Here is a 26,187-nt window from a genome sequence, read left to right as displayed (position 1 = left end):
ATCGAATCGCTTCGATTTCCCTGTTTTTGCGTGTTACACCTTTCCCTTTGGAGCAAAGTTCAAATAATGCTCCACTCCATCTAGAATCCGTTCCAGCCCAAATTCGATGTCGTTGCCGATGTCGCTCTCGGCTTCATTTTCACTGGTGTATTCCCCCGATATCACAAGCGGATGCAGATATGGAAAACGCTCCGGGGTCACGAGTTCCTTCAATGCCGCACTGTAGCTGAACCCGCTGAACTCGTCCAGACTGGTGCCCGAACTTAAGGCACGGTCCATGTCCCGTTGCAGAATTCCGCATGCCCGCGCATAGCTGCTTAGCAGCAAGATGATCGACATTTTCGCGTAACCGCTGATCGGAAACTTCTGCATTCCTTGCAAAGCCCAATCCACAATCCGCAAGCTGTTAGGGGTAATTGGAGCACCGTAAATCGGAAGGTCGGCAAACCAAGGATGGTCCTTATAGACCTGTACCGTACTCCAAACGAAAGTACGCATCATCCCACGCCAGTCGTCCGGATCCGGAGACTCCGGAAGGGAAATGTCACAAACCGCCTCCTGCATCAATAGCAGCAAATCGTCTTTACTTGGGATATACCGATACAACGACATGGCTGTATATCCTAATGCCCCGGCAACCCGACTCATGGATACAGCAGCGAGTCCGTCTTTATCCGCAAGCGCCACCGCTGTATTAACAATCTCCGGAATGCTGAGCTCCCGTTTCGGCCCGCGTTTGGGTTCCGGAATTAATCCCCATGTTAAGGCTACCCCGTGTGGAAGACCTTTGGTATAGGTTCGCTCGTCCGCTTTATTTTCTTTTCTGTTCATGTCTAACGTCTCCTATATCTGCGAGAAGTTCATGGTCTAAACCGCTTATCCTATAAGCAATATACCATAAACTCCAGAGCATCAGCCATGAACACGTACGTTAAACCTCGGCTTCCATTCGTCCGAGTGCGGTTAACGAGAACTCATCCTGCGTTTGGAAACTTAATCGTCCGACGCCAGCCACAGTAAGTTCAACGGGGTAGAAACGTGCCGGGATACCATTGGAGAAAAACCACTCCCGCTGCTCCCTCACCACGATCAACAGCCCGTGTTCGTCGCCAATCGGAGTAAACGCGGGATCGGCCTCCTGAAAGTTCGTAAGCCCCGCCGCATTCAGCCGATGAACGAGCGGGAGAACCTCGGAGGTCACGATGCCGATTTCACTGACGCCCATAATATCTTCAATCGAGAAGTCATGGCTAAGCTCACTGGGCAAATTGTGCCGGGCGATTAATTCCAAGATATTGCCGGACGGATCTTTAAAGTACACCGCATGGGCATTCCAAGCAGTGAAAAACACCTCGTCCTTCCCCTGTTCTTCGATCAGCGGGACCCGCGCAGCCAACCACTGCTTCGCTTCCGCGAACTTATTTTCCGGTATATTCAGTGCAAAATGATAATATGGAGATTCTTTCACCTCAGCGGATCGGAACGTAACCAGCGTCGCGCCCGCCTGAATCGTGAAATGCTCCAGACCATGCTCAATCAAGGCGAACCCCAGCGTTTCGGTATAGAAGACTTCCGTCTCCTGAAGCTGCCCAGACCATAACGTCATGTGCGTAAATTTCATGTCCCTCATCCCCTTATTTCGGTTGGGCGATGAACATCGCTTCTGCCGCTTACCGCATTAAGCCAAGTTCTCCAGGTATTCGCGGACTTGTCCCGGCGTCTTGGCAAATTTGCTGTGCAGATGGGCGATCTTCTCCCCATTTTTATACACGAGCAAGCTTGGAATTCCCCGTACCTCGTTAGCCTCAGCCAGCGGCTGGAATTCTTCGGCATCCATCGCGTAGAACTCTTTGTCCGGATGCTCCTGAATGATATCGCCGATAAACCGATCGAGGTTTTTGCAATCCGGGCACCAGGTCGTGTCAAATTTGATCACCGTATATTGGTCTCTTTGAATTAATTGCTCGAATTGCGATTCCGATTGGACACGTTCCATCCGGATCCACTCCTTTAATTGTTGATTTGATAGTTTAATTTTGAAGATTTGTTTACATTGATTATAGCGCATCCATATAAAGAAGCCAGTATCTTCATCAAGGTTTCATCTTCGCGGATTCATGGTACAATCTTTGGTAAAAATAACGCGAAAGGACTTAAGCTGCATCATGCTCCTCGCCATCCTCTTGTTCATTGTCGCCGGACTCGCTGAAATCGGCGGCGGTTATTTAGTTTGGCTGTGGTTGCGCGAATCCAAACCGCTATGGTACGGAATCGTCGGCAGCCTAATTTTGATCGTATACGGCCTGATTCCGACACTGCAGAAATTTCCGAACTTTGGCCGTGTGTATGCAGCCTATGGCGGCGTATTTATTGTGCTCGCAGTGTTATGGGGCTGGTGGGTGGACAAGAAAACCCCCGACCTCTACGATTGGCTTGGCGCCGCAGTTTGCCTGATCGGCGTCTCCATTATCCTCTGGGCACCACGACATTAGAAAGGACATCGTTATGAACGTATCTTCCATTTCGGCAGCCATCGCGCCGCTTGATTTAAGAAGCTGCATAATTCACACGCAAGGCCAGATGGTGCTTGAACATTATCGCAACGATCAAATTGCGGACGAGCTCGCCAAAATTAATTCTTGCACGAAAAGCTTTCTCTCCGCCCTGCTCTGCATTGCCTGGGATCAGGGTCTCCTGCCATCTCCCGACACACCGATTCTCCGCTTCTTTCCGCAGTTGGAGGAAGATCCGGATAAGCGAAAACGTGAGATTACATTGCGTCATCTGCTCACGATGACGGCTGGGTGGAATTGGACGGAGTTTGGCGGACATAACTCGTTCCCACGCATGACCCGGTCGCCCAATTGGGTTCAGTTTGCGCTGGAGCAGCCGATGGCTGACCGCCCCGGGGACCGGATGGAATACAACTCCGGAGCGTCTCAGCTGTTATCGGCGATCCTTGTCCAAGTCACCGGCATCCCGGTGGCGCAATTTGCCGAGGAGCATCTGTTTGGCCCGCTGGGCATTGAGACGTATCGTTGGCAGCAAGACCCGCAGGGCATTCATACCGGTGGATTTGGCATGTGGCTCCGTCCGACGGACATGTTGAAATTCGGTTTACTTTACTTGCAGGGCGGCAGATGGGAAGGCCGGCAGGTGATCCAGGCAGAACGAGTAGCGGAATCCGTAAAGCCTGCGATCGATGTCGAATCCCCTTGGCGCGGCTGTTATGCTTGGCATTGGTGGGTGGACGTTTATGGAGAGGACGGGCATCCGAAATTTGATTTTTTCTATGCTCGTGGATACGGTGGGCAGTTCATATATGTCATTCCCAGCTTGGAGACGGTGGTTGTGCTGACCCAAGATCAACGGAAGCAGAAACGGCCGCCAACAGAAATGTTCCGCTTATGTATTGCACCTTATTTAGTGTAAAAAAAGAACCGGTATTGCACGAAGACCATGGGCTTGGAACTCGATGGGCTTGCATGGATTCCGATTCAAGAAGAAGGCTGGCAATGGGAGCTCGGCCTGAAATGGCGAAAAGACCGGTATGTCTTACCGGCGGCTAGGCGGTTTATCGATTACGCCAAAAGTCTGAGCGAGGAGAAGCAAAACTAGTGACATGAACAAGCCCATTCCACCATTGGAATGGGCTTGTTTTTCGATTAGACGCGGGTCAAGATGCCATCTGCACGCTAACTTATTATCCTTTCAACGATCCTGCCAATGCACCAGCAATAAAGTATCGCTGCAAGAACACAAAAATCACGATCATCGGAAGCGCCGCAACAACAACGCCAGTCATTAACAACGGATAATGGGTGACATACTCGCCTTTAAATTGAAGCAGAGCTAACGGCAAGGTCAGCTTATCTTTTTCCACAAGCAGCAGCATCGGGAATAACAGATCATTCCAAACGATCACAAATAAAAAGGCTGCAGTGGTTGCTAAGTAAGGAGCACATAACGGCACAACGATTTGCGTGAACAGCCTGAGTTCACTTGCACCGTCAATCTCCCCCGCTTCCATTAATTCTTTGGGCAATGTATTCACAAAACCCGACAGGATAAAGACGCTTAGCGGCAGCAAGATCGTCAAGCTGACCATAATCAGCCCGAAGTGGCTATTCGTCAGCGACCACTCCCGAAGCAACGCATAGATCGGGATCATATTCACCTGCGACGGAATCATCAAACCGATGGCGAACAGCGCAAATAATAGCTTCCCGACTTTGCTCTTTCCATACCTCATGATCGCATACGCCATACTGCTTGCCAGCAGCAATTCTGCCGCTACCGTAACGAAAGTAATCAACGTGCTATTCCAAAAATAACGCCACATCATTTGCTTGGCAAACAAGCTGCGCACATTATCCAAGGAGAATTGGTCCGGCCACGAAAGCGGGTTGGCATAAAACTCGGGATTCGTTTTTAAGGTCGTGATCACCACGATCAATAGAGGAGCCAGAATGACTCCAGCAAAACCAACAAGCATCACTTTTCCAACGATACGGAGCATTCTATCCCCCCTTAATAACTAACGCGATCTGTGCGCAGCAGCTTAAATTGGACAAAAGTAATCACTGCGATCAGGATCATAAAGTAGACCGAAGCCGTAGCCGCTTTACCAAACGTGTAGTTAAGAAAGGCAGAGCTATAAATATACGTAGATAAAATCTCCGTGGAGTAGTTAGGCCCTCCACCGGTCATCGTAAACACGAGATCAAACGCCTTAAAGGATTGGATTGTCGTATAGGACACCACCAAAGCTGCCGCCGGGGCAAGCAACGGCCAAATGATGCGAAAAAACAATCGAATCTGAGACGCTCCATCCAAAATGGCAGCTTCCTTCAATTCCTTAGGGATCGATAAAAGCCCGGCGATAAATAATACCGCCATCTGCCCAATATGAGCCCACGCTTGTACCGCAGCGATCGAAAAGATCGCGATCTTCGGATCGCCAAGCCAGTTTTGAGCCACGCCTCCTAACCCGATATTTTGTAACATTAAATTGACAGCACCCAAATTGGAATCATAAATAAATGTCCAAATAAACCCTACGGATACCGATGACAATATCGTCGGCAAGAAAAATAACGCGCGCAAGAAAACATTCCACTTAGTTGTTTTGTAAATCTGCAACGCTAAGAGCAAGGAGACAACGGTCTGCACAAGAACCACGGTCAACATAAACTTCACATTATTGCCCATAGCTTTGCGAAAGATGATATCTTCGCTGACCTTCTGGTAGTTTTGCAAGCCGACAAACTGATAGGACGGTGATAAGCCATCCCAATTCGTTAAAGAATAGTAGAGTGCGGAGATCGTCGGGTATAAAAACAACACCGCATATAAAGACAACCCAGGTAAAACAAACGGAAGCAATCGCAGATGTTTTCTCATGCTACTCCCCGATCTGCTGTTCCACGATCGCTTGCGCATCCGCCGCGGCTTTTTCCGCTGATTCCCCGCTTAGTACCGCCTGGATGGAATTGGTAACTGCCTTTTGAACTTCGGCGTTGGAGATCGTAAACCGCGGCTGGAAGCGGGTCCGCTTCTTCGTCCATTCGCTCACGATTTGGAGTTCTTCTGAAGTGTACTCCACATCTTTGACGGTGACGTTCTGACCTGTACCATTCGCATATTCCCCGGCGATATCTGGACGACTCAAAAATTCAATAAACAGCTTCGCTTCTTCAGGGTGCTTCGATTTACTATTGACCGCCAGCATAAATGTGGTGGTATGAATCCCTTCATAAACCGCCTGATCCGCAGATACGGTAATCGGGGCTAACAGACCTTGCTTTAGATTAGGGTTGCTCGCTTTATTCGAGGCAAGATGGTAAGAGCCGGTTGCCAGAATCGCGGCCTGCTCCTGCACGAACAAAGCGATGGAAGAATCCTGTTTCGCGCCGACGGCGTCCTTCTGAAAATACCCTCGATCATTCAGCTCCTTAAATTGCGACAAAGTGGTCACCCACCATCCATCAGTGAGCTTCGCTTCCCCGGCCTCCAACTTCACAAAAATCTCCTCATCCGGCGCATTATTCATCACCATGGAGTTCATGAGTTGCCCAGGCCCAATGTCCGCTCCTGGAAAAGCAATCGGCGTTAGGCCAGCCTGCTTAAACACCTCCATAGCTTCCAAGAAGCTGTTCCAATCCCGGGGAATATCCACGTGATACTTCTCAAACAGCGAAATATTGTAAACCGGAATATTATAGACCAACTGATACGGTAACGCATATTGTTTCCCATCCAATTGTCCAGCAGCGATTAAGTTCGGCTCGAAATGGTCCAGCCAGCTTTCAGTAGACAGATCCGTAAAGATCCCTGCCTTGGCGATCGCTTGAAACTGCGCTCCTGGAAATACGGTGAATACATCCCCGACGGAGCCGTCGGCGATTTTAGCTTGAGCGGTCGATTGATATTGATCCGACGGGAACACCTGAGTCTCAACCTGGATGTTCGGATTTTCTTGTTCAAACTTGTCTATGATGCGGTCCAGCACTTCCACATCTTCGCCGCGCCAATGAATAAAGCTCAGTTTCACCTTCTCTTGTTGATCTCCGCCGCTGTTGGCATGACTTGACTGAGTCGTGTTTTGACTGCTCTGGCTACTGTCGCTGCCGCATGCCGATACGAGCAGCACCAGCGTAAGAATGATGATGTATCCGCTCCATTTTCTCATATCCGATCCTCCTAATCCTGCTTAACCAAGCCGCGCTCAGCCATTTTTTGCTTTAATACCGGCATCAGTAAGCGCCCTGAAATCTCCGCTTCCTCCAAATGAGGATAACCGGACAAAATAAACGAAGTCACACCAAGATCCACGAACTCAAATATTCGGTCTGCAATCTGCTTCGCTGTACCAACAAAAGCGACGGCACCGCCTCCGCGGATCGCTGACAATCCCGCCCACATATTTGGCGCAATCACATAATCGTCCTGAATCGATTGATGATACAGATCCATTTGCCGGTTTTGACCTACGGCATCGGTTTTCGCATGCAGCTTTTCTCTGGACTGAATGAGCTCTGGATCGGCTTTGCTTAATAGCTTCCAGGCCGCAGCCCAGGCTTCTTCCTCTGTTTCTCGGACAACTACTTGAGCACGCATGCCATACCTTAATGTGCGTTTGATCCCCTGCTCTCTCTCAAGTTCTTGCAGATAGTCTTTCATTTCTTCGATTTGCGATCGAATCCATTGAAGGGGCTCAGCCCACATTAAATAGACATCCGCGGTCAAAGCTGCCGTCTTCTTGCCGGCAACCGAGCTTCCTCCAAAATAGATGGGAGGATGAGGCTGCTGCAAGACAGGGGGCTGACAGGAGCCGCCTTCAATAAAATAATGCTTGCCCTCAAAGTTAAACCCTCCATCCTTCGCATCCCCTGCTTCCCATACCCCCTTGACTACCTTCACAAATTCCAGTGTCCGTTCGTACCGTGCATCATGCTGGTCATACAACGGATCGCCGCAAGCCTTCAAGTCCTGTGGATAATGACCGGTCACAACGTTGAACATCGTTCTACCGCCGGTCATTTGGTCCAATGTGGCTGCATTGCGGGCTGCAAGAACGGGTGTGATTAGGCCTGGACGCAAGGCAACTAAACTCTTAAGCTTCGAAGTATGAGCAGCGATCCAGCTCCCAACGACAAAACCATCCCAGCAATCGCCTCCAGTTGGGATCAGGACAAACTCATAGCCTGCATGTTCCGCTGCCTTGGCAATCTCTGTCAGATACTCCGGAGAAGCCGGCCGTTGCGGAGGAATCCCTACATATTCGCCATCTCCGGTGGTAGGCAGGAACCATCCGAATTCCACATGCTGCTGTTCTGACATGACTTCGCCTCCATGTGAAAAATAAATAATTATTTTCCTATGTTTTTACTAGGTTTAATATGATATAAGTTAGAGTACACAAAGTTGTCACAAGTGTCTATGTCCTTTTGTTGCAGATTGATTTGTCTCTTTGTGGGGGAGTACCAGGCTTAAGGGGAGTGAGTGCAGTGGAATTGGTAAAGGGGATTCAACTTGAACATTGGAACGAACATGAGCATGAGTGGCTGGCGATTTATCCGCTTCAGCCCACCGATTTCGAGAAGCAGCATGGAATTTGGCCACTTCGCATCGGGGCGAACATCGCCAAGCCTCACTATCACATCGGACCACGTGTTACCCATAATTATTATTTGTTGTGCGTATTGGAAGGAACGGGCACTTTTATCCAACAGAAGAAGCAGTATCACCTTCAGCCTAATGATATCTTCTGCCTGTTTCCTCAAGTGATACATGAATATTATTGCGATCCTCAGCAACCCATCAAGAAGCTGATCTTGGCCTTTGACGGTAAACAAGCGCTGGCGACATTGGCGCGGCTAGGGCTGACACCGGAGCATCCGCATATGCCCAATCGCGTGGTGGATCGAACCATTTCGGCTTTTCTCAACTTAATTCATCAACACCAGCAGGCGCTCGCGCGCCTGCACGGGATGTATGCCATCTTTCAATCGTTGGAACTACCAACCCCGCTGGTTCTGCAGCAAGATCTAACTCTGGATTGGCTTGATAAAGGCAAGCAGCTCATCGAGCACAATTTTTCGGAACTAATTACCATTGAGGAGATCGCCACTTCGGTTGGCATCGAGCGAACGCATTTTTCCAAAATGTTTCGCAAGACCTATGGCACTTCTCCCGTTAATTACCTGCTCCAACTCAGAATGCAGGAGGCTCAGCTGCTCTTGCTGCATACCAATTACACTATTGCCGAAATCGCTAGAGCTGTAGGTTACCAAGACATTTCTTCCTTCTCAAAAGCGTTTAAGAAGCGATTAGGGATATCTCCAATCGAATATCGTACGAATGGGAAAAAGGAGCAAACGAGCTAATTCTCTTCCTTACGAATCAGTGTCGCGAACTTCCCCTTCACCTGTTCCGCCAACAGGTGAGGCGACAGCTCCATTTGCAGGCCGACTCGTCCTGCGGAGACAAGGAAGGTTTCCAGTTGTTCGGCCGTACGATCGATATAGGTCGGGAACAGCTTCTTCATACCAATCGGAGAGCAGCCGCCGCGGACATAGCCCGTGTATTGCTGCAAATCCTTAAGCGGCAGCATCTCGATCTTTTTGACCCCCGCAGCCTTAGCCGCCTTCTTCAGGTCCAGCTCCTCCGCAACCGGAATAATAAACACAAATAACGATGCGCCTTGATGAGCCACCAATGTTTTGTAAACTTGTTCGACGGGCTTGCCGATCTTCTCCGCCACCGCGGTTCCATGAATTTGTCCGTCCTCGGCATCGTATGCAAAAATGTGATATGGGGTTTTCGATTTGTCCAGCATACGCATGGCATTGGTTTTGACTTCGGCCATGGTTTCCACTCCTCTAATCTTCCTGGGTCCTGTATTCAATTATCGTAGCATTTTTGCAGGAAGCAGGACAGGCCGGAAACGGATGAAGTTGTTTTTTCCTATGCCGTTACGGGCGGCTTCGGTTCAGAAGAAAAAGGATCGTTTATATCCCGCAAGGCATCCGCCTTTCCTCGGTTTAGGTTCAATCTCATCACGACAGCGATCCCTAAGCCAAAAAACAGCAGCAACGACAAGATCCCCAGGCGCGAATTGCCAGTGATTTGTCCAATGAGCCCAAAAGCAAACGGCCCAAAGATCGAGGAAAACTTGCTCGTAATGTTAACGAAGCCAAAAAATTCGCCCGTCCGGTTCGGCGGCATCAGCTCGCTAAGAATCGTGCGGGAAATCGATTGGCTTCCCCCTTGCACAAGCCCCACCATAACAGCGAGTATGTAAAAATGCAGCGCGCTGCTCATGCCAAAGCCCAAGAGAACAATCACCACATAGGTCCACAGCGTGCCGATCAACACACGTTTGGAGCCGAGACGTGTTGCCGCTTTGCCGAGCAGGATCGTACTAGGGAATCCAACGAACTGCGTAATTAATAGAGCCAAAATCAAATCGCTGGTACCGATCCCCAAGATCGTGCCGTAGATCGTGGCCATCAGAATGATCGTATTAATCCCATCATTGTAAAACCAGAAGGCCGCGATCATCCGAAACAGCTGCGGATAACGTCGAATGTCCTTGAATGTACCGCGAAGCCGCTTGGAGGCAGCTCGTACGTATCCTCCAGCCGTAAGACCGGTTGCTTGCTTCGGAAGGTTAGAGACGTTCCGCATTAACGGCAGTGAGAAGACGAGCCACCAAAGCCCCACGGTCAAGAAAGAAAGCTGGGTGCCCGCAAGCTCATCCCTCATCCCAAACCAGTGCGGCTGTTGGATCATCAGCAGGTTGACCGCCAGCAGGATCCCGCCGCCGATGTACCCGGCTGCATATCCTTTGGCTGAGACATCATCGCGTTTTGGCGATGGTACCAAGTCCGGCAGTAACGCATCATAAAAGGTGAGGCTCCCCGAGAATCCAACGGTCGTCACGACAAGCAAAGCCGAAGCGAGCAGCCAGTCCCCTGGGCCAACGAGCGCGAACCCCAACGTACCTACGATACCAAGCAGCGCAAACCAAGTCAGAAACGTTGTTTTGCGGCCAGATATATCCGCAATAGATCCCAGCAATGGAGAGATCACCGCCACCAACGCCATGCCGATGGAATGCGTATAGGCCAAATAGGAAGCTGCAGTCGTTTCACTTAACCCTTGCGCAGCCACCCCGGCATAAAAGATGGGCAGCACGGCAGCCAACACCGTTGTCGAATACGCGGAATTGGCCCAATCATACAGAATCCAAGCACGGATTGCCGATTTTTTCATTTGGGGCTTCCCCTTTCACTACCAAATGGTTAGATTATAATCAAATACGTTAACAGCGTGTATCATCATGGTTTGCGCTCAATTAAATCGTTATCGTAAAATAGACCCCTGAAACTTTCAACCTCAGTTTGGATAGAACGGAGAATAGACATGGCAGATACATTAAAATCAATTTATAGTGAGGAATTTCTGCGGGATTTCGGCAGCAAAGTGAAGGAAGCTTACGCTCCCTTTGATACGGAACGATTCGTGACTGACGTGATGGACGAAACTTGGGACAAGTTGGAGCTCAAGGCGCGGATGCGGCAGATCTCGTTAAAGCTGGGCGCTTTGTTGCCTGCCAGCTTTGGGGAAGCGCTGGACATCTTATATGCCATTGATGATACCTGCGTGGGGTTCCCCTACCTCTTCTTTCCCGATTTCGTAGAGGTGTTTGGTCAGGCCGAAGCGGACTGGGAGCAGGCGATGCAAGCGCTGGAGCGCTTCACGTCTAAATCGTCCGCGGAGTTTGCCGTCCGTTCATTTATTGAACGGGACCCCGAGCGGATGATGCGGCAAATGTTGGCCTGGGCGCAGCATAACAACGAGCATGTACGCCGCTTGGCCAGTGAAGGCTGCAGGCCGCGCCTGCCATGGGGACAAGCACTGCCGATGTTCAAGCGTGATCCCGCGCCAATTTTGCCGATCCTGGAGCAACTGAAGGCCGATCCGAGCTTGTATGTTCGCAAAAGTGTGGCCAACAACCTGAACGACATCGCTAAGGACCATCCAGACCTAGTGCTGGAGATCGCCCGGCGCTGGAAAGGCTCCCATCCGCACACCGATTGGATCATTCGACACGGCTGCCGGACGCTGATCCGACGCGGCAGCCCTGAGGTTCTGGAGCTGTTCGGCTACGCCACCGGCGAGGACAGTGAGCCTCTGACAACAGCTGCCTCGCTCGTAATTGAACCAAACGTACTGCGGATCGGTGAGGCCAGCGAGCTCCGTTACGAGCTGACCATCCGCTCAGGCGCCCCGGCCAAGGTGCGCATTGAATACGGCATCGATTTCGTCAAAGCCGGAGGCCGCACGTCGCGGAAGCTATTTTTATTGTCGGACAAAACGGTACCCGGCGGTTCACGCCTCAGCGGCACTCGGCGGCATAGCTGGGCTGACTTGTCCACCCGCCGCCATTACCCTGGCGAACACCGCATCGTGCTGCTGGTCAACGGCGTGGAAACGGCGGCAGCCCAACTCACGCTGCAAGCGGGCGAAGCATAAGAAGCTAGCAGACAACCGGGGCAGCATGTAATACTTATACGTCTTGAATGCTAAAGAAAGACCTGATCGTAAGGAGTCAGGTCTTTTCGATGTTCGTATCCATTCAGTTGATTTCCGAAGGACTGGGTTGCTCCGAAGCTCCCATCAGCGCTTGTCCAACTTTGGTTAGATGGGTCCGCATCAGGTCTGCCGCTGCCTGCGGGTTCTGCTTGCGGATTGCCTCCAGCATTTGGCGGTGCTCCTGGAACAGACGGTGGGCCGATTCCTGCTCGCTGAACAGCCACAGACTCCGGCTGTCGCGGATCGTTCGCATCATCATGGTGGAGATGCTTTCCATCATTTGACGGAGCAACGGATTTTGCGTTGCCTTGGCGATGGCCAAGTGAAAATTGACGTCATGCACCTGGCTGATTTCCTCGTTCCCGATCGCTTCCTCCATTAGAGCAACGATCTCCGAAAGTTCAGCCACATCGGCTTCACTCCGGTGGAGGGCTGCCAGCTCAATGCTTCCAACCTCCAGAATGCTGCGCACCTCCAGCAGTTGCTGCAGGTCCTCGCGGTTCTTGATTTGCTGGGCTGCCATTGATTCTAGTGCCTGCGCCCGGACGTAGGTTCCGCCTCCCTGCCGCGTCTCCAGCAGGCCCCGGGCTTTCAAATGGCTGATCGCTTCGCGGACAGTGGAACGGCCAACGCGATAGCGTTTGGCCATATTTTCGATTGTCTCCAGCTTCTCTCCCGGCTTCACCTTCCCGGTTGCAATGATCCGCTCCAGTTCCTCGGTGATGATTTCGTAATTTTTTTTGCCTAAATCCATGACTTCTCCCTCTTCCGGCCGCGGCCTTCCTAAAAACAATCATCATTCTTAAATTACAGTCTATACAATTTACCAGCGATATGGTAGATTTATTTCAAATTTAAAATTCATCTGATGACCTGATTAATCTAATAATTCGTTTATACCAGAAAACGGGAGGAATGTGAATTGATCAGTCCCGAAGTGAAAGCGCAGCTTCAAGCCCTCGTCGGGGACAAATGGGTGTTGGACCGCCCGGCCGATCTATACGCCTATTCCTATGACGCTACGCCGATGTACCAAGCTATGCCTGACGCGGTCGTATTCCCTGCCTCGGCTCAAGAGGTTTCCGGCATTTTGCAGCTAGCGAATACCCACCAGATTCCGATTATCACTCGGGGGTCCGGTACCAACCTCGCTGGCAGCACCATTCCGATTCAGAGCGGGATCGTCCTTAACATGAACCGAATGAATCAAATCCACGAAATCGATACGGCAAATCTGACAGCGACCGTTGGTCCTGGAGTTGTCACCGCCAACTTGCATCATGCCGTCGAAGCGTTAGGCCTGTTCTATCCGCCAGACCCAGGGAGTATGCGGATTTCCACGATTGGCGGAAATATCGCCCAAGGGGCCGGCGGGATGCGCGGACTCAAGTACGGCGTAACGAAGGATTACGTGATGGGCCTAGAATATGTGCTGCCGTCGGGCGAGATTCTGCGCTGCGGCGGGAAGAACGTCAAGGACGTCGCCGGATATGATATGACGCGGCTGCTCGTTGGTTCCGAAGGAACGCTTGCCGTCATCACGGAGGTTACGCTCAAGCTGCTCCCATTGCCGGAAACGAAGCGAACCCTGGTCGCTTATTACCGGAATTTGGTGGATGCCGCTAAAACGGTCGAAGCCATCATCGCCTCGAAAATCATCCCGGCCACCGTAGAGTTCATGGATCAAGGAACGATGAAGGTCGTGGACGACTTCGCGAAGCTCGGTCTCCCTTTGGAAATGAAGTCGATGCTCCTGATTGAACAAGACGGGCCGGCCGAAGTCGTTAACCGCGATATCGAGCAGATCGCGACCATCGCCCAAGAACACGGCGCTGCCGGAGTTGAGGTGGCCAGCACACCCGAGGAAGGCGCGAAGCTGCTGGCTGCGCGGCGTGCGGCGTTATCGGCCCTCTCCCGACTGAAGCCGACCACGATTTTGGAGGACGCTACCGTACCACGGTCCCGTCTGGCGGAAATGGTCGAAGAAGTGGAACGGGTTGCCGAGAAATATGGGGTACAGATCTGTACGTTTGGTCATGCCGGTGACGGCAACCTTCATCCGACCTGTATGACTGATGAGCGGAACCGGGAGGAAATCGAACGCGTGGAGAAAGCGTTTGAGGAGATTTTTCACGCGGCGATCCGATTAGGAGGCACGATTACCGGAGAACACGGGGTTGGCTTGGCCAAGAAGGACTTCCTGCACCTGAAAACGGGTGAAGCCGGCCTGGAACTGATGCAGCGCCTCAAAGCCGCCTTTGATCCAAACGGTATTCTCAATCCCGGCAAAATCGTTAACTTTACAAATCGGCGGAGATTGGTGGTGCAACGATGAGCGGAGAAAAACATTCATTATCTAAGGAGTTCGCCTCCCCTGCCTGCGGCGGAACAACGGTCCTCCCGATGACCCATACAGACAGCAACCGCCTGCAACCCTTTGATCTGGATGAAATCATGAACTGTATGCACTGCGGGTTTTGTCTGCCTACCTGCCCAACTTATCAGCAAACCGGGCTGGAAACGTACAGTCCCCGTGGACGGATTGCTTTAATGAAGGGCGTGGCCACCGGGCAGCTCCCGGTAAATGAGGAATTCGAGCAGCATATGAACGCTTGCCTGGGTTGTCGGGCTTGTGAAACGGCTTGTCCTGCGGGTGTGCCTTACGGGAGCTTGCTGGAAACCGCACGTCATGTTGTGCAGGAAACGAAGCAAGAGACGGCGAAGCCCTCGGTACTGCGCAACTTGATTTTCGAACGGGTTTTCCCGTATCCGAAACGTGTTCGTCGTCTGGGCCATGTCCTATGGGGAGCTCAAGCGCTGGGTCTGCAATCCTTCGCCAATCGAACCGGTCTGATCCGGGTGTTGCCGAAGTCAATGCGCGAAATGCAGAAGGCGGTCGAAACAGTTGCTTCCCCGCGCGAACGCCGCAAGCGGGAGCAACACATGAAAGCCGAAGGCGAAACCAAACTCACGGTCGGCTTGTTCACCGGATGCGTCATGGATGTGATGTTCTTCGAGACGAATCAAGCGACGGCGCGGCTGTTAACCAAAGCCGGCTGCGACGTCGTGTTTGTCGAAGCACAGAACTGCTGCGGAGCGATGCACGCCCATTCCGGCGAGATGGCTGGCGCCAAAGAGCTAGCCAAGCGGAATATCGAAGCGTTTGAACAAGCCGGCGTTGACTTCATCGTGAACAATGCCGGAGGCTGCGGGGCGGCGTTAAAGGAATACGGGCACTGGTTCAAAGGCGATCCGGTGTGGGAGGAACGGGCCAAGCGGTTTGCCGCCCGCAACCGCGACGCGAATGAGCTGCTGGCCGAGCTCCCCCCTCTCCAATTCAGCAAGCCGCTGAATTACAAAGTCACGTATCAAGATTCCTGCCATCTGGCCCACGGTCAAGGTGTGCGTAACCAACCCCGTGAGCTGCTGCGCCGCATCCCGGGATTGGAGCTTGTGGAAATGCGTCATCCCGACAGCTGCTGCGGCTCAGCCGGGACGTACAACCTGACCCAATTTGAGATGTCGATGCAAATTTTGGACGACAAAATGGAAGAGGTCCGGGAGACGAAAGCTCACCTCATCGTCACCTCGAACCCGGGCTGTCTGCTGCAGATGAAACAAGGCATCTTGCGAGCTGGCTTGGATAAGCAAATGGAAGCCGTGCATATTATGGATCTGTTAGACCGGGCTCTGTAAGCTCTGCTTGGCTGATCAGAGCACAAGGAAAGGCGTTTCCCTTCATGGATGCAACCTGAAGGGAAACGCCTTTTGTGCACCGGGCGGCTTAGCCCCGCCCGGGCGCCAGCGCGCGCAGCGCCAGCATGACCGCGCCATAGGCCGCGTCATGCTTGGGCAGCGTGCAGGTGAGCCTCGGGAAGCGCTCGCTGAGCGCTTCCCTGACGCCCGCCTGCACGTGCGCGCTGCGGAGCAGCACGCTCCCGGCCAGCGCCAGCTCGCCCTCCTCCAGGGCGAGCCGGCTGGCCACGGGAGCGGCCAGCTCCGCCAGAGCGATCGCGCTGCGCCGCGCGATCGCCAGCGCCGTGCTGTCGCCAAGCTCGCAGGCTTGCGACAGCAGCGGGGCTAGTGCGGCAATGTCCTTCTTGTTCGTGTCCTTGCTGTACACGAACCCGATCAGCTGCCGCACCGAATCGATCTCCAGCTGCGCATAGACCAGCTCCGTGATCGCAGTGGGACCGCTCCGTCCGTCCGCCGCCCGGACGACCGCGCTCAGCAGCTCGCGGCCAATGAAATAGCCGCTGCCTTCGTCATCGATCAGGTGACCGAAGCCCCCTGTTCGATGGGTTTCCCCGCGCGCGTTCCGCCCGAAGCAGATGGACCCGGTCCCGGCGATCAGGATCATGCCGATCGAGCGATCTAACGCCCCGCACAACGCGGTTTCGTGATCGCCTACCAAGTCGAGCCCGCCGTGGTAACCGCCGGAGCGGATCAGCGTTGTCAGTCGCTCCGCAACAACCGGGTTGCTAATCCCCGCCGCGCCGAGACACATCTGCATACAATGATCAAGCCCGCCGCACACCTCGGTCGTAATCTGCAGGAGATGACCTAGCGTTTGTTCCACCGATCCGGCATCCTGACCGTTGAGATTCAGCGGACCGACGGCGAAGGAGCGAACGATGTTCCCTGTCTCATCGGCAACCGTTGCTTTCGTTTTCGTACCGCCGCCGTCGATGCCAACGACATATCTCATTTGAATCCAGCCTCCCCTCAGGCATAGAGGTGATATTGCTGCTTCATCGCAGCGAACGCCCGGCTCTCTTCCCGGAACTGCTCCAATAGCTCCGGAAGCGGCAAAGCCCCTTCGCGAAGCAGCTTGTCGCCGCTCAGCATATCGATGAAGGACAAGCGGTTCTCCTGCATCGGCGGCAGGAAAGCAAATTCCTCGTAGTTTCGACGAATGGTATCCAGCAGGATATATCCGGTCTCCACCGCATGCAGCGCCCGAGGATCGGTCACATACAACTGGACGCCCCCGCAGAGCTCCCTCTCGTGTTTGGAGGTCGTCGGCTTAAAATACACCGGCCGGAACAGCACGCCCGGCAATCGCTTCGCATTCATTTCCGCGGCCAGCTGCTCCGGCTGAATATAAGGCGCACCGATCATTTCAAACGGGAACGTCGTGCCGCGCCCCTCCGATAGATTTGTCCCTTCAAACAAGCAGGTTCCCCCATATAGCAAGGCGGTCTCAAACCTAGGCATATTGAGCGACGGATGTACCCAGATCCGCCCGGTTTCCGGATAGAGCATGCTCCGGTCCCAGCCTCGGCACGGGATCACATGCAATTCGGCATTCCAGCCCATTTGCTCGTTGACCATGCGGGCCACTTCCCCGGCAGTTAAACCGTACCGTACACAAAGTGGATAGTTGCCGACAAACGACTCAAACCCCGGCTTAAGCACATTGCCTTCCACCGTAACACCATCCAGCGGATTCACTCGATCCAGCACGACAAAAGGCTTGCCCGCTGCCGCACAATCCTCCAGCGCGTAAAGCATGGTATAGATGTAAGTATAGTATCGAATACCTACATCCTGAATATCATAGACGACGGCATCAACCTCATCGAGCATCTCCGGTGTCAGCCGCTTGGAATCTTGTCGGTAAAGGCTATGTACCGGCACCCCCGTGATCGGATCGATGTAGCTGTCGACCAGCGCACCAGCGGCCTGATCTCCGCGAACCCCGTGCTCGGGCGAGAATAAGGCCGTCAGATGAAACTGGTCATGCAGCACCTGAATTGTAGACCTAAAATCCGAGGTAAGGCCGGTCGGCGCTGTAATTAACCCCAGCCGATGGCCTTGCAGCAGATTGGCATATTCCGAAAGCCGATCAATCCCGTTTTCCACCATCCTATTAACATCCCCTCTCTACAATTGCACGTTGACCGACCGTCGAATTACCGCTTGGGAACTGAATAGCTGATCTTCCCCATCACCACGGGATGAGCGGCGCCGGTGACCCGCGGGAGATTGTTCGGCACCCCATCCAGCGTGCAGCCCGCTAATAACGCAAACGCTACCGCCTCTTTGGCGTCGCTGTGAAAGCCCAGCTCTTCCTGCGTCATCACAGCAACCCCCATCGCGTTCATCTCGTCCGCCAGCATGCTCATCAGCACTGGGTTATAGCTCCCGCCTCCCCCAACAATCAACACATCGGCTGCATGCTGGGCCCGAACAAACCGGCGATATCCTTCACCAATCGTCCAGGCCGTAAGCCGGGTGACCGTAGCCACCAGATCCTCTGCTGTAAGACCATACCGTGCCTGGTACTCTAACAGACGGTCAATGTAGGCCGCATTAAACAGCTCTCGTCCGGTTGACTTCGGAATCGGCTGCTCGTAGTAAGGCTCCTGCATTAATTCTTCAAGCAGCCTGGCATGCACTTGGCCGCGCCGGGCCAGACTTCCGCCAACATCCATCGTGGCTGCGCCTCCAGTCAGACGCGTCACCACACCATCGATCAATACGTTCCCGGGCCCCGTATCAAATGCATACACCTCATCTGATCGACAGTTCTGGGGAAGAACGGTCATATTTCCGATCCCTCCGATATTTTGCAACAGCAGCGTCCGCTTCTCCTCCCGATACAGCAAATATTCCGTATATGGTACCAGCGGAGCTCCTTGGCCTCCCACGGCCATATCTGCGACGCGAAAATCAGAGACGCAAGGGATTCCTGTCCGGGCTGCAATCACCGCCCCTTCCCCGATTTGAACGGTATACCGTAAATCGAGGCCCTCCACGAGGCTCGCGTTCGGCGCATGATAAATGGTTTGGCCATGGGAGCCAATCCAGGCGATTTCACCGGGAGTTAACCCGGCTTTCCGAATCACCGCCAGCGCCGCTTGGGCGAACAACTCACCCAGCCACACGTTCAGACGACCTACCCGGTCGATCGTCGCTTGCCGGGGATCAAACATCGCAAAGATCTCTGCCCGAACCTGATCTGAGTATGGCGTGTTGTCGTAAGCAACCAACCGGACTTCCGGTTTTTCGCTGCCATCCAGCTCACCGCGAATGGCGACCACAGCGGCATCGATGCCATCGACCGAGGTTCCTGACATCAAACCTACCGCATAGCGGTAAGCCGCAGAAGTTCCGCGAGGACGCCCCATCCCCTCACCTCCAGGTTCACCCCTTCACCGCGCCAACCGTGACGCCTTCCAGGAAATATTTTTGCAAGCTGAAGAACAAGATGAACATCGGCAAGGCCGAGATCGTCGCCCCCGCCATCATCGGAGCGAAGTACGTGGTGTTCGCGAATCGGAAGTTTTTGAGCCCCACCTGAATCGTTTGCATGTCCATCGTGTTCGTAACCAGAAACGGCCAGAAGAACGTGTTCCAGCTATCCATAAAGGTGAGAATGGCCATAACCGCCATCACGGTTTTGGAGAGGGGGAGAACGATCTTCGTGAACATCTGAAGCTGGTTGCAGCCTTCCACCTTCGCGCATTCTAAAATTTCGGACGGAATGGAAGTCATGAACTGCTTGGCTAGAAAGATGTTAAATACGGTGACGAGACCTGGCATTATCAACGCACCGTATGTATTTTCAATCTGAAACACGTTCACGATCAAAATGTAAAGCGGCACCTGAGTTACTTGATACGGAATCATCATCGCGCAGAGCATAATCGAAAACAACACCGATCTGCCGCGGAAACGAATTTTGGAGAAGGCGTATCCCGCCAAGGTCGCAAAGAGGACATTCGACACCATCACGCTGGTCGCCACAATCAGCGAATTAAACAGCCAGCGATAGGAATACTCGCTATAGTCGAAGAAAAACTTGTAGGAATCCAGCGATATTTTGCCCGGCCACAACGAATAGCTTAAGGCCCCCGCTTCCACGGGATCACCGAAGGAGGAAATGATCATGAAGTAGATCGGAAACAGCGTCGCCAGCGCAAAAAGCAGAAGAACGATCATGAGCCCTGCGTTGCGGATTCGCCTCACGTATGGATGGCCGGTATGATTACTGTATAGTGCCATGGGTTCATCCTCCCTCCCACGCTAATATTCGATGTCGTTGCCCATAAATTTGAACTGGAGCAGGGAAATGCTTGCAATAATCACCGTTAGAATCAAGGATTGTGCCGCCGCCTCCCCGAATTCAAAATACTTGAAGGCATTGTTAAAAATCAGCAGCCCCACCATCGTGGTCGCGTTATCCGGACCGCCTCCAGTCATCAGATAGGCGTTCTGGAACACCTGGAAAGAACCGATTACGCCGGTCACCAGCAGGAACAACGTTGTTGGCTTGAGGCAGGGAATTACGATGTACCAGATCTTCTGGAGGAACGATGCCCCATCCAGCTCCGCCGCTTCATAGTAACTATGATCAATGCCAAGCAGCGCCGCCAAATAGATGATAATGCTCGTGCCGTGACTGGACAGCCAGGCCATCAACACCAGCGAGAACATCGCCGTTGAGCTGGAACCCAGCCAGTTCTGGTTCGTGATGCCAAACAGTCCTAGCAGCTGGTTTAAGATCCCGCTCGTCATTGGATCAAAGATCCATAGCCAGACAACCGACAGGGCTACACCGGATGCCACCGCCGGCAAATAATAGATCGCTTTAAAGGTCGTTTGCATTCCTTTACGCAGCGGATGGATCATGATGGCGATCACAAATGACAGGAACAAAGAGACCGGAACGGTTAAAACGGTATAAACAATCGTGTTCTTGATCGATTTCCAAAATAAGCTGTCGGTGAAGGTGTTTGCATAATTCTCCCATCCGACAAACTGGGAACCCAGCGGTTTGTATTCCTGAAAACTGATAATCAAAGCGCTGACAACAGGATAGGCGGTAAATACGGCGTAGACGACCAGCGCCACGGCGATAAAAGCGTATGCCCAGCTCGTGTCTCCTTTGATCCGCAGCATCTTTCTTTTGGTTGGGCCTGTCGTCCGCATTTTTGCCAACTGGGCCATCGTGTCCAAACTCCTTTTCGCTAGTGTAAAAAAAGCGGTTCGGATAGCCGCAGACCTTCCCCACGGCTATCCGATCCTCCATTGGTTAGTCGATCACTACGCCGTCTTCCCCAAACATCTTGATCGCTTCTTTTTTGACGGCTTCGTACATTTCCTCCGGCGTAATCTCATCAGCCAACAAGGCTTGCAGCTTCGGAATGATCACTTCATCCTCCAGCTTGATCGCCTGGGCGCCAAGCTCCACCGGGATATCCGGACGTGCCGGATTGGCGTGGGATAACAAAGTTTCGACTGCGGCAACGTTATCCGGATTCCGGTTCACCGTCAGGTCCTTCGCCGCTTCTCTGCCGCTCTTGGTAATGTGAGCCGCAAACAGGTCATTGTTCGTCAATGCCGCTACTTTGCCGCTGGCTAGATAGTAGGCCGCCTTCACGACGTTAGCTTTATGCTCGGCGCTGGGTTCCTTCTTGCCGCGGAAGGTGACATAACCGTCCACGACTGTGCTGGAGACCGGCTCTTGACCTAGGAACGTGGGGACAGGAAGGACAATGTACTCAACCGGAATGCTGCCAGCGACCGCACTGCCGTCATTGGCCTTCAGCTTCTCATTGTTTTGATTTGCCGAGTTCTCGAAGGTGGCCAGCCCTTTCCCGGTAATCATCGTTTGACCGGTCAGGAACATGTTCCAGCGTTTGCCGGCATCGACGGAACTCAGCTCCTTCGGCATCGAGCCGTCATCGATCATTTGCCGTACCGCCTTTAGCACTTCCAAGTAATTTTTGCTGGTGTAAGCAAATTTCAAGTCTTTGGTGAACGCGGCAGGCATCCCGGCATTTTTAATGAGGATGTTCAGATAATCCTTAGCCGTCACCCCGGCGGTTGCGAACACGAAGCCATACCGTTTGATCGTATCGCCTTCCTTCACAACGCCTTTTTTGATCGCTTCACGGAACTCTTCGTATGTCCAACCGTTTTGCTGTACGCTTTTCCAATCAATCCCTGCTTCTTCAAGGAACTGTTTGTTACCGCCAAGGGCGTGAACCTCCATATAGGCCGGGAACCCGTACAGTCCATCTGCTTTCTTCATATACTCGAGCGGCGTTGGATCAAAGTCCGCGACCATTTCCGGCGTTACGGTATCGGTGATGTCCATCAACATCCCTTGCTGCACGTATTTGGAGATCCCATCCGAGCCGATAAAGGCAATGTCTGGGGGACTGCCGGCATTCACCTGCGTATCCAGCTTTTGTGTCATGTCCTCCCAGCTGGCCGGTTCAATTTTTAAAGTTAAATTGGGATACAGGGCGTTAAAATCTTTCTCAATTTCCTCAAATCGACTTTGGAAGTTGCCTGAAACCGGCGGAAGTAACGCGGTGATCGTGTCTTTGGCCTCGGCAGGCGCTTCAGCGGAGCTATTGGTGTTGTTGGGAGTCGCGGAATCGCCGCCGTTTGCGGCTTTGTTCCCCGACCCGCATGCCGTCAATAAGCTGATCGACATGGTTAATGCCAATACAGATGCCCATACATGCATTTTTCTCATCGCCAAAAATCCTCCCCCTGGATAATCGTGTTAAACCACTTTGTTTTGTGTGCGAATCGCCAGCTTGAGATTACCGTCACACTCGGTTAATCGACGCTCAGCCTCCTTGGCCTCCATCCCCGTCTTGATCATCAGGATCGCAAGCTTGCAGTTCAGTGATGCCTCCTCCAGCACTTTCGCTGCGGTGGCACTGTCGACACCGGTGGCGATTTTGAGGATGCGGATAGAACGGTCATACAGCTTCTTGTTGCTCGCCTTCAAGTCCACCATCAGGTTATTGTACGTCTTCCCCAGCTTCACCATCGTGCAGGTCGTGAGCATGTTAAGCACCAGCTTCTGTGCCGTTCCTGCCTTCAGACGGGTAGAGCCCATAATTGCTTCCGGTCCTACCACAGGTGAGATACAAATATCGCAGACTGCCTCCAGCTTGGATGCCTTGTTGTTGACGATGCCAATGGTCGCTGCCCCCAGCTCAGCAGCTTTCTTCAAGCTCGCAATGACGAAGCCGGCGCTGCCGCTGGCCGAAATACCGATCACTGCATCCTTGTTCGTCACCCCAAGCCGTTCGATTAATGCCATCCCCTCCTCCTCGTTATCCTCATAACCTTCGACCGCTGCTCTTAAAGCGATGTCTCCACCGGCGATATGCCCTTGCACCAGCTCAGGATCAACGCCGAAGGTTGGTGGACATTCTGAAGCATCCAGCACCCCCAATCTGCCCGAGGTCCCTGCCCCGATATAAAACATTCTCCCCCCCTGCTTCAGCAGTTGGTGTAGAAGATCCACCGCCTTGGAGATCTGCGGAATTTCCGCAGCCACAGAGGCGGGTACCGTGGCATCCTCCCGATTCAGCAGACGCAGCATTTCTTCGGTCGAGCATTCATCAATCCTTAACGTATTTTGGTTGATAGCCTCCGTCGTCAGCCCAGCATAGTATTCTTCCATGGCGTCTTCATTCTCCTCACTGATGATCTGGTTTGATCCACCCTTTACTTGAGTCTTAGTTTACGGTGGTAAACTTTACCACGTCAATAGATTTTGAAATAAAATTTTACTATGTAATATATTTTTGATTTTTTACTCCTTTTTTCAACAAAAAAAGACATCGGATCGTCAGGATCCAATGTCTGATGTAAGCTTGTTTCCTTTATCTTTTGTGCTTCGCGGCTAAAATACTATGCGTCTTGGTCAAATACTTCTTCACATGTTGATATTCTGCACTGGCCACTCCGGCAAACAGCATGTCTATGATCGTCAGCATCGCAATCCGAGAGCCCATCGCCCCGCTGCGCATGGTGATCTCCGGTGTGGAGATGCCGAGCAGGATATCCGCCTTATCGGCAAGCTCGCTTTTGTTGTATTTGGTAATGGCGACCGTTGTCGCGTTGTTCTTCTTGGCAATCTCCAGTGTCTCTATAATTTCAAGGGTACTACCGGAGTTTGAGACGAAGATGGCAACGTCACCTTTGCCAAGCAATGTCGCCGCAGTCAACTGACTATGACCATCGGTGTACGCATGGCACATTTTATTAATTCGTGAAAATTTCTGTTCCCCGTCCTGGCACACCAATCCGGAGGCGCCGATCCCAAAGAACACGATGCGGTTAGAGGCTCGAAGCGCTTTAACGGCACGAGCAACCTCGCCGCGATCCAGCACACTTAACGTATCCTCAATCGACTTCATATTGTTGCGCGAAATGTTGGCGATAATCGTATCCAGGTCATCGCCCGGTTGGATATCGGTGTACTGGTCCTTCCGCTCGTCGTCCATCGAGCCAAGCGCTGCGGAAATACTGACGATAAAGCTGCGGTAACCGCTGTATCCCATCGTTTTGCAGAACCGAAGCACCGAAGCATCGCTTGTTTTGCTCAGCTTGGCCAAGCTTTTGATCGAAAGATGGGGAATGTCTTCTGTATTGGCGAGAATATATTCCGCGACCATGCGCTCGACCGGCGTCAGATTTTCCTTCATATCGCGAATCTTGATCAGGATATTATCATGAATAGCCATCTTCATTACCTACTTCACTATTTGGATATATTTACTAGACTTGCAATCATATCTTAAGCGCAAAGCTGACAAAAAACAAGCAAACCATGTGAATTTTTTTTTGGAAATTCATTTCATTCGTTTGTAATTATATTTTAAAGTTAAAACATCTTTATGATATTAATTTACGAATTATATTATCGTAACGTAAACAAAAAGTCTCTAGTTCACTGTATTTTCTGCTTATCTCCCATCGAATGTTCTTTTGGAAATAGTGAAATAAATCTTGAGTTAATATATCCCATTTATGGATTATCCCTGATTCAAGTTGGTGGATTCTGGGTAAGCTTTAAGGGAGTCTATGCACAACGAGAGTTATTTAAGAGGAGGAGAAGGATATGCCGATTGACGCATATTTGTATTTCGACGGCAACTGCCGTGAAGCGGTGGAGTTTTACGCCCAAGCGTTTGGTGTGGAGCGGCCGCAAATCATGACCTACGGCGAAGCGCATGCGGCTGAACCGGATTATGCGCTTCCCGAAGCAGCAAAGGATCGGGTCATGCACGCCAATCTGCAGGTAAGCGGCAGTCATCTGATGTTCTCCGACGTGTTCCCAGGCTCCCCTTATACCGTTGGAACGAATATCAGTTTGGCGCTGGTCAGCACCAATCGAGAGGAAATCACCGCCGCGTTTGAGCGTCTCAAGGAGGGCGGAACGGTGAAGATGGAGCTGCAGGAAACATTCTGGAGCCCTTGTTATGGCAATGTAACGGACAAGTACGGCATTGAATGGCAGCTCAGTTATGACGACGGGAGAAACAGCAGGTAATCCTGCCGTTTCTCCCGGGTTTATTTTCCGAAATAGCGTTTGAGCGCATCCACTATCGCTTGCGCCGCTTTGTCCTGCCCCGCTTCACTAAATAAGACCGACTCATTCTCCGCGTTGGTCAGAAACCCGATTTCGGCCAGAACCGCTGGAACTTCGCTCGTTCGCAGCACTTTCCAGCCTTCTTGACGAACGCCCCTGTCCCGAAAACCCAAGGCTTCGATTAAATGCTGGTGGATCATCTCCGCCAGTTCATAACTGCCGTCTCCTCTGTTGTAGTAATACGTCTCCGTGCCGGACACTGGCTCCGACCCTTCATACGTGTTGCCATGCAAAGAGATGAATGCATTTGCATGCTGCTCGTTGGCGACCTTGGACCGATCCTCCAGCTCGATAAACTCATCACTTGTACGAGTTAATACGGGTTCGAACATCGGATCCTGCTCAAGTCGTTCATAGACCTTCTCCGCTAGGGCCAACGTAAAATCCTTCTCTTCTCTGCCGCTCATGCTGGTCGCTCCCGGATCCTTCCCGCCATGTCCGGGATCAATGACGATCCGGTACTTCCCGGCGGTTCCGCCGGGAACGGCCCTTTCCTCACCAACCGCCGGTCCGGACGACAAGAACCGATGAACGGAACCTCCGTGCTTCTCACCACCAAGGGTAATCACCCCCCCTAAGGACAGCAAAACCATAATGATCCCCAAGACAGCCACGAAATACGCGATCTTCCCACTTTTCCCCATAACTTCTCCTCCGAGTGTTCTCTATCT

Annotated in this window: 27 protein-coding genes; 8 read left to right on the top strand and 19 right to left on the bottom strand. The window is 52.3% G+C overall.

Translation table 11 applies throughout. The features are described 5' to 3' along the window. Positions 1-33 precede the first annotated feature (33 nt). From M891_RS0102680 to M891_RS0102670, 3 genes are all read right to left on the bottom strand, one after another. Positions 34-831, bottom strand: coding sequence for a TetR/AcrR family transcriptional regulator (locus tag M891_RS0102680; protein ID WP_028537727.1), 798 nt, complete (start codon positions 829-831; stop codon positions 34-36). A 100-nt stretch (positions 832-931) separates the two neighbouring features. Next, positions 932-1,621, bottom strand: coding sequence for a VOC family protein (locus tag M891_RS0102675; RefSeq protein WP_028537726.1), 690 nt, complete (start codon positions 1,619-1,621; stop codon positions 932-934). Positions 1,622-1,678: 57 nt separating this feature from the next. Beyond that, positions 1,679-1,996, bottom strand: coding sequence for a thioredoxin family protein (locus tag M891_RS0102670; RefSeq protein ID WP_016311955.1), 318 nt, complete (start codon positions 1,994-1,996; stop codon positions 1,679-1,681). A gap of 169 nt (positions 1,997-2,165) precedes the next feature. Between M891_RS0102670 and M891_RS0102665 the strand changes: the two genes are divergently transcribed. From M891_RS0102665 to M891_RS25205, 3 genes are read left to right on the top strand one after another with little or no spacing between them, the layout of a single operon-like run. Beyond that, positions 2,166-2,492: a YnfA family protein gene (locus M891_RS0102665; RefSeq protein WP_028537725.1), complete on the top strand. Its 327-nt coding sequence runs from the start codon at positions 2,166-2,168 to the stop codon at positions 2,490-2,492. 13 nt (positions 2,493-2,505) lie between these two features. Continuing rightward, positions 2,506-3,432, top strand: coding sequence for a serine hydrolase domain-containing protein (locus M891_RS0102660; protein WP_051416813.1), 927 nt, complete (start codon positions 2,506-2,508; stop codon positions 3,430-3,432). Between the two features lie 33 nt (positions 3,433-3,465). Next, complete coding sequence (locus M891_RS25205) at positions 3,466-3,618, top strand: hypothetical protein (protein ID WP_157268745.1); 153 nt, start codon at positions 3,466-3,468, stop codon at positions 3,616-3,618. Between the two features lie 85 nt (positions 3,619-3,703). Here the strand turns inward: M891_RS25205 and M891_RS0102650 are convergent, their stop codons facing one another. The 4 genes from M891_RS0102650 to M891_RS0102635 are packed head-to-tail and all read right to left on the bottom strand — an operon-like array spanning position 3,704 to position 7,842. Continuing rightward, positions 3,704-4,519 carry a carbohydrate ABC transporter permease gene (locus tag M891_RS0102650; RefSeq protein ID WP_016311952.1) on the bottom strand — a complete coding sequence of 272 codons (816 nt, stop codon included), beginning with the start codon at positions 4,517-4,519 and terminating at the stop codon, positions 3,704-3,706. Positions 4,520-4,530: 11 nt separating this feature from the next. Beyond that, complete coding sequence (locus tag M891_RS0102645) at positions 4,531-5,403, bottom strand: carbohydrate ABC transporter permease (RefSeq protein ID WP_028537722.1); 873 nt, start codon at positions 5,401-5,403, stop codon at positions 4,531-4,533. A 1-nt stretch (position 5,404) separates the two neighbouring features. Next, a complete protein-coding gene (locus M891_RS0102640) occupies positions 5,405-6,691 on the bottom strand; it encodes an ABC transporter substrate-binding protein (RefSeq protein ID WP_028537721.1) in 1,287 nt (428 codons plus the stop codon). An 11-nt stretch (positions 6,692-6,702) separates the two neighbouring features. Beyond that, the gene (locus M891_RS0102635) at positions 6,703-7,842 is read right to left on the bottom strand and encodes an LLM class flavin-dependent oxidoreductase (RefSeq protein ID WP_028537720.1); all 1,140 of its coding nucleotides are present in this window, start codon (positions 7,840-7,842) and stop codon (positions 6,703-6,705) included. A 167-nt stretch (positions 7,843-8,009) separates the two neighbouring features. Between M891_RS0102635 and M891_RS0102630 the strand changes: the two genes are divergently transcribed. Further along, entirely contained in the window at positions 8,010-8,888 is an 879-nt protein-coding gene (locus tag M891_RS0102630; protein ID WP_051416812.1) for a helix-turn-helix transcriptional regulator, read from the top strand. Here M891_RS0102630 and ybaK read toward each other — a convergent pair. Both ybaK and M891_RS0102620 read right to left on the bottom strand, forming a co-directional pair. Further along, positions 8,885-9,370, bottom strand: a complete 486-nt coding sequence (gene ybaK / locus M891_RS0102625; RefSeq protein ID WP_028537718.1) for a Cys-tRNA(Pro) deacylase — start codon at positions 9,368-9,370, stop codon at positions 8,885-8,887. The genes M891_RS0102630 and ybaK overlap by 4 nt on opposite strands. Positions 9,371-9,468: 98 nt before the next feature. Further along, a complete protein-coding gene (locus tag M891_RS0102620) occupies positions 9,469-10,779 on the bottom strand; it encodes an MFS transporter (RefSeq protein ID WP_028537717.1) in 1,311 nt (436 codons plus the stop codon). A gap of 150 nt (positions 10,780-10,929) precedes the next feature. Here M891_RS0102620 and M891_RS0102615 point away from each other — a divergent pair, with 150 nt between their 5' ends. After that, a complete protein-coding gene (locus M891_RS0102615; protein ID WP_028537716.1) occupies positions 10,930-12,042 on the top strand; it encodes a DNA alkylation repair protein in 1,113 nt (370 codons plus the stop codon). Positions 12,043-12,145: 103 nt separating this feature from the next. Here M891_RS0102615 and M891_RS0102610 read toward each other — a convergent pair whose 3' ends face one another. Beyond that, on the bottom strand, positions 12,146-12,856 hold the full coding sequence (locus M891_RS0102610) for a FadR/GntR family transcriptional regulator (protein WP_016311944.1): 711 nt from the start codon (positions 12,854-12,856) through the stop codon (positions 12,146-12,148). Between the two features lie 168 nt (positions 12,857-13,024). Between M891_RS0102610 and M891_RS0102605 the strand changes: the two genes are divergently transcribed. Together M891_RS0102605 and M891_RS0102600 are read left to right on the top strand one after the other, a co-directional pair. Next, on the top strand, positions 13,025-14,437 hold the full coding sequence (locus tag M891_RS0102605) for an FAD-binding oxidoreductase (RefSeq protein ID WP_028537715.1): 1,413 nt from the start codon (positions 13,025-13,027) through the stop codon (positions 14,435-14,437). After that, a complete protein-coding gene (locus tag M891_RS0102600) occupies positions 14,434-15,798 on the top strand; it encodes a (Fe-S)-binding protein (RefSeq protein ID WP_232228273.1) in 1,365 nt (454 codons plus the stop codon). The genes M891_RS0102605 and M891_RS0102600 overlap by 4 nt, the downstream gene beginning before the upstream one ends. Positions 15,799-15,886: 88 nt before the next feature. On the opposite strand, the gene M891_RS0102595 is transcribed toward M891_RS0102600, so the two are convergent. The 8 genes from M891_RS0102595 to M891_RS0102560 all read right to left on the bottom strand — a co-directional run bounded on the left by M891_RS0102595 (position 15,887) and on the right by M891_RS0102560 (position 24,608). Then, entirely contained in the window at positions 15,887-16,810 is a 924-nt protein-coding gene (locus M891_RS0102595) for a BadF/BadG/BcrA/BcrD ATPase family protein (protein WP_028537713.1), read from the bottom strand. A gap of 17 nt (positions 16,811-16,827) precedes the next feature. Next, the gene (locus M891_RS0102590) at positions 16,828-17,970 is read right to left on the bottom strand and encodes an exo-beta-N-acetylmuramidase NamZ family protein (protein ID WP_016311940.1); all 1,143 of its coding nucleotides are present in this window, start codon (positions 17,968-17,970) and stop codon (positions 16,828-16,830) included. Positions 17,971-18,017: 47 nt separating this feature from the next. Continuing rightward, positions 18,018-19,235, bottom strand: a complete 1,218-nt coding sequence (locus M891_RS0102585; protein WP_028537712.1) for an anhydro-N-acetylmuramic acid kinase — start codon at positions 19,233-19,235, stop codon at positions 18,018-18,020. 16 nt (positions 19,236-19,251) lie between these two features. Further along, positions 19,252-20,112, bottom strand: a complete 861-nt coding sequence (locus tag M891_RS0102580) for a carbohydrate ABC transporter permease (protein WP_028537711.1) — start codon at positions 20,110-20,112, stop codon at positions 19,252-19,254. A gap of 21 nt (positions 20,113-20,133) precedes the next feature. Beyond that, entirely contained in the window at positions 20,134-21,057 is a 924-nt protein-coding gene (locus M891_RS0102575; RefSeq protein ID WP_028537710.1) for a carbohydrate ABC transporter permease, read from the bottom strand. Positions 21,058-21,142: 85 nt separating this feature from the next. After that, the gene (locus tag M891_RS0102570; RefSeq protein ID WP_028537709.1) at positions 21,143-22,597 is read right to left on the bottom strand and encodes an ABC transporter substrate-binding protein; all 1,455 of its coding nucleotides are present in this window, start codon (positions 22,595-22,597) and stop codon (positions 21,143-21,145) included. Between the two features lie 30 nt (positions 22,598-22,627). Next, a complete protein-coding gene (murQ, locus tag M891_RS0102565) occupies positions 22,628-23,542 on the bottom strand; it encodes an N-acetylmuramic acid 6-phosphate etherase (protein ID WP_028537708.1) in 915 nt (304 codons plus the stop codon). A 202-nt stretch (positions 23,543-23,744) separates the two neighbouring features. Further along, on the bottom strand, positions 23,745-24,608 hold the full coding sequence (locus M891_RS0102560) for a MurR/RpiR family transcriptional regulator (RefSeq protein ID WP_016311934.1): 864 nt from the start codon (positions 24,606-24,608) through the stop codon (positions 23,745-23,747). A 377-nt stretch (positions 24,609-24,985) separates the two neighbouring features. On the opposite strand from M891_RS0102560, the gene M891_RS0102555 reads away from it, so the two are divergent. Beyond that, positions 24,986-25,417: a VOC family protein gene (locus M891_RS0102555; RefSeq protein ID WP_016311933.1), complete on the top strand. Its 432-nt coding sequence runs from the start codon at positions 24,986-24,988 to the stop codon at positions 25,415-25,417. A gap of 20 nt (positions 25,418-25,437) precedes the next feature. Here M891_RS0102555 and M891_RS23185 read toward each other — a convergent pair whose 3' ends face one another. Continuing rightward, positions 25,438-26,160 (bottom strand): N-acetylmuramoyl-L-alanine amidase family protein, encoded by a 723-nt coding sequence (locus M891_RS23185; protein WP_051416811.1) that lies wholly within the window; start codon positions 26,158-26,160, stop codon positions 25,438-25,440. Between the last annotated feature and the right edge of the window lie 27 nt (positions 26,161-26,187).

This window comes from Paenibacillus sp. J14, assembly GCF_000518465.1.
GTDB lineage: Bacteria > Bacillota > Bacilli > Paenibacillales > Paenibacillaceae > Fontibacillus > Fontibacillus barengoltzii.
The sequence above is the reverse complement of the archived record's forward strand: the minus strand, read 5'-3'. Positions and strand labels throughout refer to the sequence as shown.

What these genes read in the sequence shown, in the direction of transcription:
- M891_RS0102640 (WP_028537721.1), bottom strand. Translation starts at nt 6,691, where the DNA reads ATGAGAAAATGGAGCGGATACATCATCATTCTTACGCTGGTGCTGCTC.
- M891_RS0102680 (WP_028537727.1), bottom strand. Translation starts at nt 831, where the DNA reads ATGAACAGAAAAGAAAATAAAGCGGACGAGCGAACCTATACCAAAGGT.
- murQ (WP_028537708.1), bottom strand. Translation starts at nt 23,542, where the DNA reads ATGGAAGAATACTATGCTGGGCTGACGACGGAGGCTATCAACCAAAAT.
- M891_RS0102610 (WP_016311944.1), bottom strand. Translation starts at nt 12,856, where the DNA reads ATGGATTTAGGCAAAAAAAATTACGAAATCATCACCGAGGAACTGGAG.
- M891_RS0102555 (WP_016311933.1), top strand. Translation starts at nt 24,986, where the DNA reads ATGCCGATTGACGCATATTTGTATTTCGACGGCAACTGCCGTGAAGCG.
- M891_RS0102570 (WP_028537709.1), bottom strand. Translation starts at nt 22,597, where the DNA reads ATGAGAAAAATGCATGTATGGGCATCTGTATTGGCATTAACCATGTCG.
- M891_RS23185 (WP_051416811.1), bottom strand. Translation starts at nt 26,160, where the DNA reads ATGGGGAAAAGTGGGAAGATCGCGTATTTCGTGGCTGTCTTGGGGATC.
- M891_RS0102635 (WP_028537720.1), bottom strand. Translation starts at nt 7,842, where the DNA reads ATGTCAGAACAGCAGCATGTGGAATTCGGATGGTTCCTGCCTACCACC.
- M891_RS0102615 (WP_028537716.1), top strand. Translation starts at nt 10,930, where the DNA reads ATGGCAGATACATTAAAATCAATTTATAGTGAGGAATTTCTGCGGGAT.
- M891_RS0102575 (WP_028537710.1), bottom strand. Translation starts at nt 21,057, where the DNA reads ATGGCCCAGTTGGCAAAAATGCGGACGACAGGCCCAACCAAAAGAAAG.
- M891_RS0102600 (WP_232228273.1), top strand. Translation starts at nt 14,434, where the DNA reads ATGAGCGGAGAAAAACATTCATTATCTAAGGAGTTCGCCTCCCCTGCC.
- M891_RS0102665 (WP_028537725.1), top strand. Translation starts at nt 2,166, where the DNA reads ATGCTCCTCGCCATCCTCTTGTTCATTGTCGCCGGACTCGCTGAAATC.
- M891_RS0102560 (WP_016311934.1), bottom strand. Translation starts at nt 24,608, where the DNA reads ATGGCTATTCATGATAATATCCTGATCAAGATTCGCGATATGAAGGAA.
- M891_RS0102650 (WP_016311952.1), bottom strand. Translation starts at nt 4,519, where the DNA reads ATGCTCCGTATCGTTGGAAAAGTGATGCTTGTTGGTTTTGCTGGAGTC.
- M891_RS0102585 (WP_028537712.1), bottom strand. Translation starts at nt 19,235, where the DNA reads ATGGGGCGTCCTCGCGGAACTTCTGCGGCTTACCGCTATGCGGTAGGT.
- ybaK (WP_028537718.1), bottom strand. Translation starts at nt 9,370, where the DNA reads ATGGCCGAAGTCAAAACCAATGCCATGCGTATGCTGGACAAATCGAAA.
- M891_RS0102675 (WP_028537726.1), bottom strand. Translation starts at nt 1,621, where the DNA reads ATGAAATTTACGCACATGACGTTATGGTCTGGGCAGCTTCAGGAGACG.
- M891_RS0102590 (WP_016311940.1), bottom strand. Translation starts at nt 17,970, where the DNA reads ATGGTGGAAAACGGGATTGATCGGCTTTCGGAATATGCCAATCTGCTG.
- M891_RS0102660 (WP_051416813.1), top strand. Translation starts at nt 2,506, where the DNA reads ATGAACGTATCTTCCATTTCGGCAGCCATCGCGCCGCTTGATTTAAGA.
- M891_RS0102670 (WP_016311955.1), bottom strand. Translation starts at nt 1,996, where the DNA reads ATGGAACGTGTCCAATCGGAATCGCAATTCGAGCAATTAATTCAAAGA.
- M891_RS0102580 (WP_028537711.1), bottom strand. Translation starts at nt 20,112, where the DNA reads ATGGCACTATACAGTAATCATACCGGCCATCCATACGTGAGGCGAATC.
- M891_RS0102595 (WP_028537713.1), bottom strand. Translation starts at nt 16,810, where the DNA reads ATGAGATATGTCGTTGGCATCGACGGCGGCGGTACGAAAACGAAAGCA.
- M891_RS0102645 (WP_028537722.1), bottom strand. Translation starts at nt 5,403, where the DNA reads ATGAGAAAACATCTGCGATTGCTTCCGTTTGTTTTACCTGGGTTGTCT.
- M891_RS0102620 (WP_028537717.1), bottom strand. Translation starts at nt 10,779, where the DNA reads ATGAAAAAATCGGCAATCCGTGCTTGGATTCTGTATGATTGGGCCAAT.